This is a genomic window from Ruegeria sp. N11, from assembly GCF_056531525.1.
Window position 1 is genome coordinate 205,967 of the sequence record NZ_JBQFLX010000006.1, and the last position, 15,840, is coordinate 221,806.

Genomic DNA, 15,840 nt, shown 5'->3' on the forward strand with positions numbered 1-15,840 from the left:
TCACCCCGTAACAACGACGCCGCCATCGACCACCATGCACTGCCCCGTCATCGCGCGGCTGGCGTCCGAAGCCAGAAACAGTGTCGGCGCAATCATGTCGTCCGGTGTCAGATGCTCTTTCAGACATTGGCGCTCCATATGTGCCGCCAAATCCTCGGGCGTGGCCCACATGTCCAGCTGTTTCTGCGTCAGAACCCAACCGGGGGCCAGCGCGTTCACGCGGATTTTCTGCGGACCCAACTCGCGCGCAAGCGACCTTGTCATCCCCGTGATCCCGGCGTTCGATGTGGTGTAGATCGGATATCCCGCGTTGCCCATCATGTAGCTGATTGAAGAGAAATTGATGATCGACCCGCCGGCCTCCTGCATTTGCCGCGCGGCCTCCTGACAGGCGAAGTAATAAGCCTTGAGGTTCACCTCGATCATCCAGTCCCAGAACTCCGTGGTGGTTTCGGACAGTCCATGCCGTTTGTCGTTCGCGGCGTTATTGACCAGCACCTTGATCGGCCCGTAAGCCTCGGCGGCTTTTGCCATGGTCGCGTGCAGCAACTCTGTATCGGTGATGTCGCCCTGCAAAAACAGCGGTGCGCGCCCGTGCTTCTCCTGCATCTCGTCGACAAAAGCGCTGGCGTCCGAGCGGCCAATGAAGGCAACATTTGCGCCCTGTGCGAGGAACCCGTCGGTCAGGGATGCTCCGACGCCCGATCCGCCGCCGGTGATGAAAACGGACGCGCCGTTGAGGTCGTGAAATGTGGCGGTTTGGGTCATCAGTGGCTCTCTCGGGTCACAAGGCGGGTGTCTTTGCCGACAAGGAAATCAAGGTCTGCTCCCTGATCGGCCTGTAGCACGTGGTCGATATAAAGTTTCGCGTAGCCGCGGGTGTAATGGGGGTCGTCCGGTTGCCACGCGGCACGACGGGCGTCCAGCTCCTTTTCATCGACCAACAGCTCCAGTTCGCCCTTGCTGGCGGAAACCCGGATGCGATCACCGCTTTTGACCAAGCCCAGCGTGCCTCCGGCCTGCGCCTCGGGGCTGACATGCAGGATGACAGTGCCATATGCGGTGCCGGACATGCGGGCGTCGGAAATGCGGATCATGTCGCGCACGCCCTCTTTCACTAGCCTGGCGGGGATCGGCATGTTTCCGACCTCGGGCATCCCCGGATAACCTTTGGGGCCGCATCCTTTGAGGACCAGAATAGTTTCGGGCGTCACCGGCAGATCGTCGCGGTCGATATTGGCCTTCAGGTCTTCGATATTCTCGAAAACATATGCCTCGCCTTCGGTTTCAAGCAGAGCGTCCGTGGCCGCCGAAGGCTTCACGATGGCACCGTTGGGTGCAAGATTGCCGCGAAGAACCCGCAGGCCCGCGGCGGGTTTCACCGGATCGGCAAAGGGACGGATGACGTCTGTGTTGAAGCATTCGGCACCCTCGTAATGGGCGGAAATATCCTTGTTCAAAACCGTTCTGGCCGGGCGCAGAAAGGGTTTGAGCTCGTTCAGAACAACCGGAACGCCGCCTGCGTAACAGAAATCCTCCATCAAGTACTTTCCCGAAGGCATGCAGTTCACTAGCAGGGGAATTTCGGATCCGATTTCGAAATCCTTAAGGCCCAGGTCCACACCGACGCGACCGGCCAGCGCCAGCAGGTGAACCACCGCGTTGGTCGAGCCGCCCACGGCGGCATTGGCAAGAATGGCGTTCTCGAACGCCTCTTTGGTCAGGATGTCCGAGGGTTTGAGGTCTTCGTCGACCATCTCGACAATCCGCTTGCCGGTCAGATGCGCCAGCGCCATGCGGCGGGCATCCACGGCGGGCAGGGCGGCGTTGGTGGGCAGCGACATGCCCATAGCCTCGACCAGAGACGCCATGGTCGAGGCCGTGCCCATGGTCATGCAGACGCCGGCGCTGCGGGACATGCCGGATTCTGCGTTCATGAAATCCTGCAGGGTCATTTCCCCCGCGCGTACAGCCTCGGAGAATTTCCACACGTCGGTGCCGGAACCGATATCCTGCCCGCGATACTTGCCGTTCAGCATCGGGCCCGAACTGACGACGATCGAGGGCAGATCAACCGAGGCCGCACCCATCAACTGGCCCGGCGTGGTCTTGTCGCAACCGCCCAGCAACACGACGCCGTCGATGCCATAGGCGCGGATAGATTCCTCGACATCCATCGCCAGCAGATTGCGGAACAGCATAGCGGTGGGCTTCATCTGGGTTTCGCCCAGCGACATCACCGGGAATTCGACGGGAAAGCCACCGGCCTCCCAAACGCCGCGTTTCACGCCCTCGGCCAGATCGCGCAGGCCTGAATTGCAGGGTGTCAATTCAGACCAGGTGTTGCAAATGCCGATGATCGGGCGCCCGTCAAAGGCATGATCAGGAAATCCCTGGTTTTTCATCCAGGAGCGATGGATGAACCCATCTTTGTCGAGTTTTCCGTACCAGTGTTGTGAGCGGCGCTTTTTCATTTCTTGTTTTGCTTTTCGTGGTTCGGGTTGGGTTTGAGTATTTGTGAAAAGATGAAGGTCAGGCCGCGCGGGCCGGGCGGCACCAATCGGGAAGCCAGTCGGAATGGGCAGTCAGCAGATCGGTAACCAGGCCTCGGATCTGCCGCAGGTCCAGTTCCGCTGCGGTGTGTGGGTCCATCATGGCCGCGTGATAGATATGCTCCGGGTTCTGCTCGGTCAGGGCGCGGACGGTCAATTCCTGCACGTTGATCTGAGTGCGCATCAGGGCGATCAGTTGTGGCGGAATATCAGCCACAATCGAAGGCTGAACACCGTTGCTGTCCACCAGACATGGCGTTTCCACCGCCGCGCCCAATGGAAGTTGCGGAATCTGGCCGGTGTTTGGCAGGTTGCCGTAGGCCGTATAAGGTTCGTCTGTGATGATGGCGTTCATGAGGTCGGCGGCGAATTCGTGACTGCGGATCACGTCTATGTTGCCCCCATCAGTCAGAGTTTTTGCCTTCTGCTGCCAATCGGCGATCTGTTCCTCGCACCGGGTCGGGTATTCGTCCAGCGGAATCGAGAACTGCTCGATCAGATCGTCGCGCCCGTCCTTGATGAACCACGGAACGTATTCGGCCAGATGCTCGGAGCTTTCCGTGCAGAAATAGCCCAAATGGTCCATCACCTCGTAGCGTACCTTGTTGGGGCAACGCGGCATCAAAAGAGGGGCTTTGGGAAGCTTCCCGGTGGCGTAGCCTTGCCGCAGGGCTGGGTAGAGATCGCGCCCCTCGTACTCGAGCCGCAGGAAGAAGGCGACGTGATTGACGCCGGCCACCCGGTAGCGGATATCGCTTTTGGGCAAGTCCAGATCGTGGGCCAGTTCCTCGACCGTGTTCTGGACCGAATGGCAGAGGCCCACGTGTTTCAGCGTCGGGAATCTTTCCGCCAGGGCCCATGTATTGATCGCCATCGGGTTGACGTATTGCAGCAGCGTCGCGTCGGGACAAAGCTGCATCATGTCCTGCGCCACGTCCCAGAGAACCGGAACGGTCCGTAGCCCGCGCATGATGCCGCCAACCCCCAACGTGTCGGCGATGGTCTGACGTAAGCCGTATTGCTTGGGAATCTCGAAATCGGTGACAGTGCAGGGCTGATATCCCCCGACCTGGAACGCGGTAATTACGAAATCCGCCCCATCCAGGGCCGACCGGCGGTCGGTGTGGGTGGAAACGGTCGCGCCGGTTCCAACCGAACGGATCATCGCCCTTGCCACGGCCTCGCTTTCCGCCAGGCGCACCGGGTTTATATCCATCAGTGCAAAATGACTGTCGGAAAGCGCGGGGGTCAGCAGCGCGTCACCCAGGATGTTTTGCATGAAGATCGTGGAACCCGCGCCGATAAAGGTAATTTTGGTCATTTGACAGCTCCGAGGGTCAGACCCGCGATGAAGTGTTTCTGCATGAGGAAGAACATGGCCACAGGCGGCAAAGCGGCGACGATCGAGCCTGCGCTCATCAACTGGTAGGCGGCCCGGAACTGAGCGTTGAAACTTGTGATACCGGCTGTCACGGGCTGGCTTTCTGCGCCTTGGGTCAGGACCACGGCCCAGAAATAGTCGTTCCAGATGAACGTGAAGATAAGGACGCTGAGGGCAGCGATAGCGGGTTTCATCAGCGGTAGGACGACGTACCAGAAGATGCGCCATTCGCTGATACCTTCGACACGGGCGGCCTCGATCAGTTCAAAGGGCAGGGCGCGGATGAAGTTGCGCATGAAGAGTGTGCAGAACCCGGTCTGGAAGGCGATGTGGAACAGCACAAGCCCGGTTTTGGTGTTGTAGAGACCCAGTTGCAGCGTCAGGTCGCGCACGGGAACCATCAGGATCTGGAACGGCACGAAGTTGCCAGCCACGAACATGAAGAAGATCCAGATGTTTGACTTGAATTTGTAGATCCCCAGCGCAAACCCCGTCATGCAGCTGAGCGCGACCGCTCCGATAACCGTTGGGATGGTGATCATGAACGAGTTCAGCAGATAGCGCGGCATGTCCGAGTTGAAGAATACCTGACCGTAGTTGAACGCGCCTTCAAAGCTGGAGGGCATGCCCCAGTAGTTTGCGTTGGTGAAATCCGCTGCCGGTTTGACGGAGAACAGCGCGACGGCCAGCAAAGGCCCCAGCCACAGAAGCAGCGCCAGGGGCAGCATGGCCTGATAGGTAATCTGCGCCGAGCGGGGTTGTTTTTCGATGGGTTTGGGAAACATCTCAGTGCCCCTTCTCTTCGCGGTACATTGACCAGAGGAAATAAGCGATGAAGCACAGCATGATCAGGAACAGGATGACCGCGATGGCCGCGCCGTACCCCATGCGGAAGCCGTATTCGGACAGGGCGACCTCGAACATGTAGTAAGCCAAGACACGGGAGGAACCGAAGGGGCCGCCCTGCGTCATGATTGAGATCAGGTCAAAGCTGCGCAGAGCACCGATAATTGTGACAACGAAGGCGATGAAAGTAGCGGGCCGCAGTTGCGGCAGGATGATGTGCCAGAGCATCCGCATGCCTTTGGCCCCATCAAGACGCCCGGCTTCGATCTGTTCGGGGTCCACGGCATTCAAACCGGTGAGATACAAGATCATGCAATACGCGGTTTGAGGCCAGAGGCCCGCAAAGATGATGCCATAGGTGACAAAACGTTCGTCTCCCAGGACATTCAGGGGTCCGGCGCCGAAAAACCCCAGGAACTCGTTGAGAAGTCCGAAAGTCGGATCGTAGAACCATGTAAAGACGAGGCCCACAACGACCTGAGAGATGACAAACGGGAAGAAGAAAAGCGACTTGTAGAGGCGAATGCCCCAGACCGTCTGGTTCAGGAACAGCGCAATGAACAAGCCGGCGGGAATCGCAGCCAGATACAGGATCAGCCAGATCAGGTTGTTTTTGAGAGAGATGTAAAATGCATCCCGGTCAACCCATTCCCAGTACAAATCCTCGTAGTTGCGGAACCCGACATATTCAGCCGCACCAAGACCGTCCCATTCATAAAGCGACAGATTAAAGGACTGAAACACCGGAATGATCACATAGACCATAAAGAACAGCAGGCCGGGGGCCAGAAACAGCCAGGGCGCGATGCGCTGCTGATTTCTGTGAAACCAGCTTTCCTGTTCGGGGACGTCGACGGCAGACATGCGGATACTCATGGTTTAGGTGGAAGGAGCAAGGCAGGTTGGCACCCGCCTTGCACAGGTTCAGGTGCAGGCCGGGCGTGTGCCCGGCCCGACCGGATTAGTTTTCGTAAATGCGCTCACGTGCGCGTTCCAGCTTGGCCAGGATACGGTCCAGATTGTCCGGTTTGACCATGAATTCCTGGAAGCCTTCCATAGACACTTTTGCCATTTCCGCCGGTGCATCCCTGTCCCAGAATTGCGCCACCCCGCCCGGGCTGTTCGACGACAACATCTGGAAGCCCTGCTGGAGGAACTTGTCATCATCCACCGAGGATTGTGCGTTTACCGGCAATTGCCCAAGGTTCGAGCCATTGTTGATTTCGGTCTGCTCTTCCGCAGAGACCACAAAGCGCAGGAACTCACGCGCTGCTTCCTTGTTCGATGCATTCGCAGGAATGTGGAATGTATCTGTCGGGGCATCTTCAGCCATTTCGACATCAGGGTTGATGGACACGAACTGGTAGAAGTCCAGCTGATCGTCGGTCAGGCCGCCATCCCTTAGCGGCGCGACAGCGAAATTCCCCATCAGATATGCAGCCGCTTCGCCGTTTACCATGAAGGGAAGAGCCTCTTGCCAGCTATAGGTCTGATGATTGTCGATGAACGCGCCCATGTCGATCAACTGTTTCCAGTTGGCGAAGGTTTGTTTGACCCGGTCGTCTTCCCAGCTGATTTCGCCATTGGCAAGCTGGTTGTGGAAGTCGAAGCCGTTGGTGCGCATATTCAGGTAGTCGAACCAGCCGCCTGCAGTCCACAGGAATTTGGTGCCGATGGTATAGCAGGCGCGGCCTGAGTCGACGATTTTCTGGCAGTTGGCCAGTTCCTCTTCCCAGGTGGTGGGTTCGCTAAGGCCCAACTCATCAAAGATGTCTTTGCGGTAATAAACTCCCCACTGGTAGTAGGTGTAGGGTACACCCCATTGCTTGTCATCGATGGTCATCGCGCCCTTGGTCGAGGCGAGGTTTTCAGCAATCTCAGGCTCGGCCCATAGGTCCGAAACATCCTCGAACAGGCCTGCTTCGACGTAAGGCTTCATGCGGTTGGCGGCATACCACGTGGCAACGTCCGGCGTGTCGGCGGTCAGGAAGTTGCGGATTTGCGTCTTATACGCCTCGCGGTCGATCACTGTGGTTTCGATTTCCAGCCCCGGGTGCTTTTCAGCGAAGCGGCCGATCATCGCTTCCATCGTCGCGCGCGGCGCCGGGTTGGATGTGTCCAGGAAAATCCGCAGCTCACCAGTGAGTTCGGCATAGGCCGGAACGGCAAGTGCAACGCTCATGGCCAGCGCGGCCGTTGTGCGCTTGTAGATGGAATGCATGGTTTCCTCCCTTAGCTTCCACATTTAGGTTCCACATAGTGAAACTTAGTTTTATATATTGAAAACTACACATCGACTCGGTTAGTCTTGTCAAGACCCACGTGCTGTCGGCCGTGGGCAAACGGAGGAGAAAAGCGCCCGTGGCAGGTGAAGGAACAATTGGGAAAGCATGCGATGTGCTGGATCAGGTGGCTGCATTCGGACGCCCGGTCCGTTTCGCGGAGCTGCTGGACAACAGCAGTTTCCCCAAGGCGACGTTGTACCGGTTTCTGCAATCGCTGACCCACCAAAGGATGTTGTCCTACGATCCCGACCGTCAGACCTATGCACCTGGCCTGAGGTTGGTGCGGTTGGCGCATGATGCCTGGACCCAAAGCTCACTGGCCCCGATTGCCCGCCCGTTTCTCGACGCGCTAAGTCAGGAAACAGGGGAAACAGTTCACCTTGCACAGCTTGATTCCAGTCAGGTTTTGTATGTCGACAAACGTAACGCAGCGCAGCCGGTCGAAATGTTCTCGCAAGCTGGCAAAGTCGGCCCCGCATACTGCACAGGCGTCGGCAAGGCGATGTTGGCGCATCTGGATGACGAGGCGTTGACCAAGGCGGTGTCGCAACAAAGCTATCACCGGTTTACCGACAAGACACTGACCTCGGAACAGGCGCTGCGCGCGGATCTGGAACTGATCCGGCAGCGCGGATATGCGATCGACGATGAAGAGCACGAGCCCGGCATCATCTGCATCGCATGCCCGATCCTGACTTCGGGCGGGCGCATGTTGGGCGCAATTTCCGTAACCGGCTTCACGGAACGGATGGATTTCACCCAGCTCGAAGCCTGGATTCCCCGTGTCCGCCATGTGGCCGATCAGATCGGTGCCGAAGCTCAGGCATGGCAATTCCCAGAATCCCGTAGGACCACCCGCAAAGACAGGATGCATGCGACATGACCGGAGTTACACTAAACGGCGCGATCAAGCGGTACGGCCAGACACAGGTCATTCACGGCATAGAACTTGAGATCGAAGATGGTGAATTCTGCGTATTTGTGGGTCCGTCAGGTTGCGGCAAGTCCACCCTTCTTCGCATGATCGCCGGGCTTGAGGAAACGACCGAAGGGCAAATCAACATCGGTTCGCGGGATGTAACCCATATGGACCCGGCCAAACGTGGCGTGGCAATGGTGTTTCAGACCTATGCTCTCTACCCGCACATGTCGGTGGCGGAAAACATGGGCTTCGGTTTGCGCATGAATGGCGTCTCGAAAACCGAAATCGACAGGAAGGTGCACGAGGCATCGGAAATTCTGAAGCTGGACCAGTACCTGAAACGCAAGCCGAAGGCTTTGTCGGGTGGCCAGCGGCAAAGGGTGGCCATCGGGCGCGCCATTGTTCGCGGGCCCGAAGTGTTCCTGTTTGATGAGCCGCTTTCGAACCTCGATGCCGAGTTGCGGGTCGAGATGCGGGTTGAGATTGCGCGACTGCACAACGAAATCGGCGCCACGATGATTTATGTCACGCACGATCAGGTCGAAGCGATGACCATGGCCGACAAGATCGTCGTGCTGCGGGACGGGCGGATCGAGCAGGTCGGCGCTCCGATGGATTTGTACCGTGATCCGGACAATCGGTTTGTGGCCGGTTTCATTGGCTCGCCCGCGATGAATTTTCTAGAATGCGATGTTGTTGATGGTCAGGTCAGTCATCCTGCACTCAATCAGTCGATTCCGGTTACGGCGTCCGTGCCTTCGGGGGCCAACAAGGTCACGCTGGGCATTCGGCCAGAGCATATCCAGATTGACCGCGGCAGCGAGACCTGCACCGTTGACCTGACCGAAGCGCTTGGCGGGGTGTCGTATTCTTACCTGGTAACGCCGAATGGCGACCGGTTGATTGTCGAAGAACGCGACGATCAACGCAGCACGCAGGGCGAGCGAATTGGCATTTCGGTCCGACCTGACCGCGCATTACTGTTCGACCCCGAAACCGGGCAGCGCCTGCGCTGAATCTGACACCCAAACCCTGATCAAACAGCGCGTCGAGCCACCGGTTCGGCGCGTTTTGCTTTGGCGCAGAATTTTTATGGATTTTGTATCCAATATCCGTTATTCCGATTCGAAACGGCTCTGACCTGATTTCCTCCTGCCGTACGAAACGCTGCTTCCAAAGGATTTGCCCCATGCCAAAAAATGTCTTCACCGGCACCATGCCCGCCCTCATGACGCCCTGCACACCGGACCGCAAACCGGATTATGACGCACTGGTCCGCAAGGGTCAGGAGATGATCGATGCAGGGATGTCGGCGGTTGTCTATTGCGGTTCGATGGGGGATTGGCCCCTGCTGACCGACGAACAGCGGATGGAGGGGGTCGAGCGTCTGGTAGCCGCCGGACTTCCGGTTGTCGTGGGCACCGGGGCCATTAACACAAAATCCGCCGTGGCCCATGCCGCCCACGCGCAAAAAGTGGGCGCCGCCGGCCTGATGGTGATCCCGCGCGTTCTGTCACGTGGCAGTTCGCCGGCGGCGCAGAAGAACCATTTTAGGGATATTCTGACTGCGGCGCCCGACATTCCTGCCGTGATCTACAACAGCCCCTATTACGGATTCGCCACCCGCGCCGAGTTGTTCTTTGCGCTGCGGGCCGAACACTCCAATCTGATCGGGTTCAAGGAATTCGGTGGCAAGGATGATCTGCGCTACGCGGCAGAGAACATCACCAGTCAGGATGACAACGTGACCCTGATGGTAGGCGTCGATACCGAAGTCTTTCATGGCTTTGTAAACTGCGGCGCGACCGGTTCGATCACCGGAATCGGCAATGCGCTGCCGCGCGAGGCGCTGTTGCTGGCGGCGTTGTCGCAAAAAGCCGCCACCGGAAGCGCCGAGGCCCGTTTGTGCGCTCAGGAATTGACCGAGGCGTTCCATGTTCTTTCCAGCTTTGACGAAGGCCCCGATCTGGTGCTCTATTACAAGCATCTGTTAGTGCTGAACGGTGAACCGGAATACCGCCTGCACTTTAACGAAAGCGATGAGTTGAATGATGCACAGCGCAACTATTGTGAACAGCAGTATGAACTGTTCAAAAACTGGTTCGCCGACTGGTCAGCGCAGGGCGGGGTGATCGCTGAATGCATGTGATCGACAGCCATACCGGGGGCGAGCCCACGCGGGTGATCCTGGATGGCGCACCTGATCTGGGCAATGGCTCCATTGCGGAACGAGCCCGGCGACTGGCAACCGAGCATGAGGAGTTTTACCGCTCCATCATGCTCGAGCCGCGCGGGCAACCGGCCATGGTTGGCGCATTGCTGGTCGAACCGGTTGATCCGACTTGTGTGACCGGCGTGATCTATTTTGACGTTGACGCAGTGCTTGGCATGTGTGGTCATGGCACCATTGGTCTGACCGTGACATTGGCCCACTTGGGTCGGATCGGGCAGGGCACCCATCGCATCGAAACTCCTGCGGGGGTGGTGACGGTCGAATTGCATGACGCAAACACGGTGACCGTCACAAACATCGAAAGCCGCCGGGTACAGCGCTCAGCCACCATGGACGTGCCAGAGTACGGGCCAGTGACGGGCGATCTGGCTTATGGTGGCAACTGGTTCTTTATTGTCGATCCCAGCCCAATTCCGGTTTGTGTCGGGAATATCGCAAAGCTGACGAATATGGCCGTGGCCATCCGCGAAGCCTCGATCGCGCAGGGTATTGGCGGCGAACAAGGTGAACCCGTTGATCATGTGATCTTTCAGGGAACGTCTTCGACGGATGGCGTTCATAGCCGCAACTTTGTTCTGTGTCCGGATGACAATTACGACCGCTCGCCCTGCGGCACCGGTAGTTCGGCACGGCTGGCCTGTTTGGCGGCGGATGGAAAACTGGCCCCGGGCGAGGAGATCGTGCAGGAATCTGTGATCGGAAGCACCTATCGCCTGTCTTATCAGCCGGGCCCGAATGGAGGTGTCATTCCCTCGATTACCGGGCAGGCCCATGTCATGGCCGAGGCGAAGCTGATCTTTGCCGAAAATGATCCGTTCAAAGATGGGATTGCGACGTGACGCATTCGGACGTGGTGATAATCGGTGCCGGTGTCATCGGCATAACAACTGCGCTTGAGCTGCAGCGTCGGGGTCATAATGTCCGCGTGCTGGACCGCGAAGGCGTCGCGGCGCAGGCTTCTGCCGGCAATGCCGGAGCGTTTGCCCTGACCGAGGTCGAGCCGCTGGCGACGCCGGGCATCATGCGCAAGGCACCTAAATGGTTGCTGGATCCGCTGGGGCCTTTGTCAATTCCCCCTGCATATGCCCTGAAGATCACGCCCTGGATGATGCGGTTCTGGCAGGCCAGCCGTCCGCGCCGGTATCACGAGCTTCTGGCCGCACAGGCGGGCCTCATGCGCCTGTCGGGCGCTGCGCTGGAGCGTCTGATTTCGGACGTCGATGGCGAGGCGCTGATTCAGTGGGATGGTCAGATGCAGCTTTACGAAGGCGAGGCAGAGTTTCGTGCCAGCCTGCCTGGATGGGAAACACGCCGCTGTCACGGGATCGCGTTTGAACTGCTGGAAAACCGTGAAGCCATTGCCGAGTTGCAGCCTGGTCTCAGCCCCCGCTTTACTCATGCCGGTTTCACACCGGGTTGGATGAACACGGTCGATCCAAAAACTTGGGTAGGCCATCTGGCGCAAGCGTTTCTGCATCGCGGCGGCCGGATCGAGCAAATTGAAATTCGCGCCGTTACTCCCTGGGACACATCGGTGCAACTGAGCCATGCCGGTGGAACAGTTGAGGCCGACAAGGTTGTCGTCGCTTCCGGTGCGTGGTCGCATGAACTGGCGCGCACTCTGGGCGATCACATTCCTCTGGAGACCGAGCGCGGCTATAACACGACCCTGCCCGAGGGCGCCTTCGATCTGCGGATGCATCTGACCTTTTCCCGCCACGGATTCGTGGCCAGTCGCATCAACGGCGGCGTGCGCATCGGGGGGGCTGTCGAGCTTGGTGGGCTGAAACTGCCACCGAATTACCGGAGGGCGGAAACCCTTTTGCAAAAGGCGACGCAGTTCCTGCCGGGGCTCAGGACCGAAGGTGGTACGCAATGGATGGGATTCCGCCCGTCGCTGCCCGACAGTATTCCGGTGATCGGCCCTGCACGCCGTTCCCGCAATGTGATTTATGCGTTTGGCCATGGTCATCTGGGTTTGACACAGTCAGCAGGGACCGCTGAAATGGTCGCCGACCTGCTTGTCGATGATACTCCTGAGATTTCCCCTGATCCTTTTTCTGCCACCCGGTTTTAAGGAGCCCTCATGCGCAGCGTGAAGACAATTCATGTGATTTCAGCCCATGCCGGAGGCGAGGTCGGGGATGTGATCGTTGGCGGTGTCGCGCCGCCCCCGGGTGAAACGCTGTGGGACCAGCGTTCGTTCATCGCAAAAGATCAGACCTTACGAAGTTTTGTCCTGAACGAACCGCGGGGCGGAGTATTTCGCCATGTAAACCTGCTGGTGCCGCCCAAACATCCTGACGCTGATGCGGGTTTTATCATCATGGAACCTGAAGATACGCCGCCGATGTCCGGATCGAATTCGATCTGCGTATCGACCGTGTTGCTGGATGGCGGCATCGTCCCGATGCAGGAGCCCGAAACCCATCTGACACTGGAAGCGCCCGGCGGCCTGGTCCGTGTCCGGGCCGAGTGCGAGGGCGGCAAGGCCAGACGTATCTTTGTGCAGAACCTGCCCAGCTTTGCCGACAAGCTTGGCGTTCCACTCGAAGTTCCGGGCGTGGGAACGTTGCAGGTCGATACGGCCTTTGGAGGCGACAGTTTCGTCGTCGTCGATGCCGCCGCTCTGGGCTTTGAGATCACCGAAGACGAGGCGCGTGATATCGCGCGTATGGGTGTTGCAATCACAAATGCGGCGAATGAACAGATTGGTTTTTCCCATCCCGAAAACCCGGATTGGGATCACATCTCCTTCTGTGCCCTCTGCGGTCCTTTGGAGGAAGCTCCCGAAGGGGTGCGCGGCAAGTCCGCCGTGGCCATTCAACCGGGTAAAGTCGATCGCTCACCTACCGGCACGGCGGTCTCGGCACGCATGGCGTTGATGGCCGCCAAAGGACAGATGCAGGTCGGCCAAACGTTCGAAGCCATTTCCATCATCGGTTCGCGTTTTACCGGTCGAATCGTCGAGGCAACACGGCTGGGCGATCGCGCGGCTATTGTCCCGGAGATCAGCGGCCAGGGCTGGATTACCGGCATTCACCAACACATGCTGGATCCCGATGACCCTTGGCCGGGCGGCTATCGTCTGAGCGACACCTGGGGCGTCTGAGGCAGCAAGGCCGACCCTTTTTCTGCGCCGTTTCATCTGGTTCACCCAACCCCGTGTCAATTTGCGCGCGTTCCGGTGATTGATCCCGGGGCCATCCTGTTTTATGGGAGGCCCTGTCAAATCAGAGTAACCAAGGGGCAGCATCCTGATCGTGCCCCTGCCGCGCCACGTTGATGTGGCATCAACTCTTGGATCGCACGCCCCTGAAAGGCTTAAAAAAGGTAAGGGAATATGGCAGAAAAATCGAACTTCGATATATTGTATACCATTGTAGACGAAGCGCCGGAGCTGGCGAGCGCATCGTTCCTGCCCATCATTCGCAAGTTCGCTTCGGCCGCTGGCGTGAGTGTCGGCACCAAGGATATTTCGCTGGCGGGCCGCATTCTGGCAACCTTCCCCGAGAACCTGACCGAAGATCAGCGCATCACAGACGATCTGGCCGCACTGGGTGAGCTGGTGAAGACGCCGGATGCCAATGTGATCAAGCTGCCGAATATTTCGGCGTCGGTCCCGCAGCTGGTTGCAGCCATCGAAGAGCTGCAATCGCAGGGCTACAATATTCCGAACTATCCCGAAGAGCCTTCGACCGATGAGGAAAAGGCGATCCGCGCACGTTATGATGCCATCAAAGGTTCGGCTGTTAACCCGGTACTGCGTGAGGGCAACTCGGATCGTCGCGCGGCCCGTGCGGTCAAGAACTACGCTCAGAAGAACCCGCATTCGATGGGTGAGTGGGTGTCGGACAGCAAAACCAAAGTGTCTTCCATGTCTGGCAACGATTTCTATGCGAATGAGAATTCGGCAACTATCACGGCTGCTCAGGCGGGTGATGCCAAGATCGAATTTGTTGGCAAGGACGGCAGCGTGATCGTTCTGAAAGATGCCTGGCCTCTGGCCGAAGGCACTGTTGCCGACGCGACCTTCATGTCGGTCAAGGCGCTGTCTTCGTTCCTGGCGGACGCCATCGAGGACACTAAAAAAGATGGCACCATGTTCTCGCTGCACATGAAGGCGACGATGATGAAGGTCTCGGACCCGATCATCTTCGGCTATGCGGTCACGGCATGGCTGGCACCGGTGTTCGAGAAGTTCGGCGCGGAACTGGACGCTTTGGGCGTGAACCCGAACTCTGGTCTGGGTGATCTTCTGGATCGCGTGAAGGGCAACGCCGACATCATGGCCGCGATCGACGCGATCAAGACGGACCGTCCGTCGATGTACATGGTCGATAGCGACAAGGGCATCACCAACTTGCACGTCCCGTCGGACGTGATTATCGACGCGTCGATGCCCGCCGTGATCCGTGCAGGCGGCAAGGGTTGGGACGAGACCGGTGCGAAGGGTGATACCAATTGTGTGATACCCGACCGCTGCTATGCGCCCGTCTATGATGAGGCCATCAACTTCTTCAAAGCCAACGGCGCGCTGAACCCGGCAACTGCCGGTGCCGTGGCCAATGTTGGCTTGATGGCGCAGAAGGCGGAAGAATACGGCTCGCACCCGACTACCTTCCAAGCACCCGCCGATGGCACGATCCGTATCGTACTGGCCAATGGTGAGACGCTGCATTCGCATGAGGTCGAAAAGGGCGATATATGGCGCTCCTGCACCGTCAAAAAGGCTCCGATCGAGAACTGGATTGAGCTGGCGAAGGATCGTCAGCGCCTGACCGGTTCCGAGGCGATCTTCTGGTTGGACGCAAACCGCGCCCATGACGCAGAGCTGATCAAATACGTCAAACCGGCGCTTGAGGCGGCTGGCGTTGCGGACAAGTTCCTGATCATGGCCCCGCGTGAGGCTACCCGTCAGTCGCTGCAGACCATTACAGCAGGCAAGGACAGCATCGCGATCACTGGCAACGTGCTGCGCGATTACCTGACCGACCTGTTTCCGATCCTGGAACTGGGCACCTCGGCCAAGATGCTGTCGATCGTCAAGCTGATGAATGGCGGCGGTCTGTTTGAAACCGGCGCGGGTGGCTCGGCGCCCAAACACGTGCAGCAGTTGGTGGAAGAGAACCACCTGCGTTGGGACTCGATGGGTGAGTTCTGTGCGCTGGGTGAATCGCTGAACTTCCTGGCCGACAGCAAAGGCAATGCTAAGGCCGGGGTTCTGGGTTCAGCGGCCGAAGCGGCCACGCAAGGCATTCTGGACAACAACAAATCGCCAAGCCGCAAGGTTGGCCAGCCTGACAACCGCGACAGCCACTACTGGTTTGCACGATATTGGGCCGAGGCGCTGGCTGCGCAATCCGATGACGCCGATCTGGCCGCCGATTTTGCCCAGGTTGCCAAAGAGTTGGCCGACAAGGAAGAGCAAATCCTGTCGGAACTGGCTGCGGCGCAAGGCGCGCCTGCCGATCTGGGTGGATACTATCACGCAGATCCGACGAAGGCAGCTGCAGTTATGCGCCCCAGCGCGACGCTGAACGCCATTATCGGGTAAGATTATTCGGGCCGCGCCCACTGATGCGGCCCTTCACGGATAGTAAGTATTCAATGAGACAAGT

General features: G+C 58.5%; 13 protein-coding genes. 7 read left to right on the forward strand and 6 right to left on the reverse strand.

All coding sequences use genetic code 11. The features are described 5' to 3' along the window. From ACR0J8_RS08695 to ACR0J8_RS08720, 6 genes are all read right to left on the reverse strand, one after another. A complete protein-coding gene (locus tag ACR0J8_RS08695) occupies window positions 1-768 on the reverse strand; it encodes an SDR family NAD(P)-dependent oxidoreductase (protein WP_480523444.1) in 768 nt (255 codons plus the stop codon). Beyond that, window positions 768-2,579 (reverse strand): IlvD/Edd family dehydratase, encoded by a 1,812-nt coding sequence (locus ACR0J8_RS08700; RefSeq protein WP_480889759.1) that lies wholly within the window; start codon window positions 2,577-2,579, stop codon window positions 768-770. The genes ACR0J8_RS08695 and ACR0J8_RS08700 overlap by 1 nt, the downstream gene beginning before the upstream one ends. Next, window positions 2,533-3,873, reverse strand: a complete 1,341-nt coding sequence (melA, locus tag ACR0J8_RS08705) for an alpha-galactosidase (protein WP_480889711.1) — start codon at window positions 3,871-3,873, stop codon at window positions 2,533-2,535. The genes ACR0J8_RS08700 and melA overlap by 47 nt, the downstream gene beginning before the upstream one ends. Beyond that, window positions 3,870-4,718, reverse strand: a complete 849-nt coding sequence (locus ACR0J8_RS08710; protein ID WP_170619379.1) for a carbohydrate ABC transporter permease — start codon at window positions 4,716-4,718, stop codon at window positions 3,870-3,872. Before ACR0J8_RS08710 ends, melA begins: the two co-directional genes overlap by 4 nt. A 1-nt stretch (window position 4,719) precedes the next feature. Then, window positions 4,720-5,643: a carbohydrate ABC transporter permease gene (locus ACR0J8_RS08715; protein WP_480889714.1), complete on the reverse strand. Its 924-nt coding sequence runs from the start codon at window positions 5,641-5,643 to the stop codon at window positions 4,720-4,722. 97 nt (window positions 5,644-5,740) lie between these two features. After that, entirely contained in the window at window positions 5,741-7,000 is a 1,260-nt protein-coding gene (locus tag ACR0J8_RS08720; protein ID WP_170611203.1) for an ABC transporter substrate-binding protein, read from the reverse strand. Between the two features lie 140 nt (window positions 7,001-7,140). Here ACR0J8_RS08720 and ACR0J8_RS08725 point away from each other — a divergent pair, with 140 nt between their 5' ends. The 7 genes from ACR0J8_RS08725 (at window position 7,141) to ACR0J8_RS08755 (ending at window position 15,776) form a co-directional block, all read left to right on the forward strand. Next, window positions 7,141-7,947 carry an IclR family transcriptional regulator gene (locus ACR0J8_RS08725; RefSeq protein WP_170611200.1) on the forward strand — a complete coding sequence of 269 codons (807 nt, stop codon included), beginning with the start codon at window positions 7,141-7,143 and terminating at the stop codon, window positions 7,945-7,947. Then, window positions 7,944-9,002, forward strand: coding sequence for an ABC transporter ATP-binding protein (locus tag ACR0J8_RS08730; protein ID WP_480523454.1), 1,059 nt, complete (start codon window positions 7,944-7,946; stop codon window positions 9,000-9,002). Before ACR0J8_RS08725 ends, ACR0J8_RS08730 begins: the two co-directional genes overlap by 4 nt. 173 nt (window positions 9,003-9,175) lie before the next feature. Then, window positions 9,176-10,135, forward strand: coding sequence for a dihydrodipicolinate synthase family protein (locus ACR0J8_RS08735; RefSeq protein ID WP_480523456.1), 960 nt, complete (start codon window positions 9,176-9,178; stop codon window positions 10,133-10,135). Beyond that, the gene (locus tag ACR0J8_RS08740) at window positions 10,126-11,058 is read left to right on the forward strand and encodes a 4-hydroxyproline epimerase (RefSeq protein ID WP_480523458.1); all 933 of its coding nucleotides are present in this window, start codon (window positions 10,126-10,128) and stop codon (window positions 11,056-11,058) included. Before ACR0J8_RS08735 ends, ACR0J8_RS08740 begins: the two co-directional genes overlap by 10 nt. Then, the gene (locus ACR0J8_RS08745; RefSeq protein ID WP_480523460.1) at window positions 11,055-12,296 is read left to right on the forward strand and encodes an NAD(P)/FAD-dependent oxidoreductase; all 1,242 of its coding nucleotides are present in this window, start codon (window positions 11,055-11,057) and stop codon (window positions 12,294-12,296) included. Before ACR0J8_RS08740 ends, ACR0J8_RS08745 begins: the two co-directional genes overlap by 4 nt. A gap of 9 nt (window positions 12,297-12,305) precedes the next feature. Beyond that, window positions 12,306-13,331, forward strand: a complete 1,026-nt coding sequence (locus tag ACR0J8_RS08750; RefSeq protein WP_480523461.1) for a trans-3-hydroxy-L-proline dehydratase — start codon at window positions 12,306-12,308, stop codon at window positions 13,329-13,331. Window positions 13,332-13,562: 231 nt separating this feature from the next. Further along, window positions 13,563-15,776, forward strand: coding sequence for an NADP-dependent isocitrate dehydrogenase (locus ACR0J8_RS08755; protein ID WP_480523462.1), 2,214 nt, complete (start codon window positions 13,563-13,565; stop codon window positions 15,774-15,776). The last annotated feature ends 64 nt before the right edge of the window (window positions 15,777-15,840 follow it).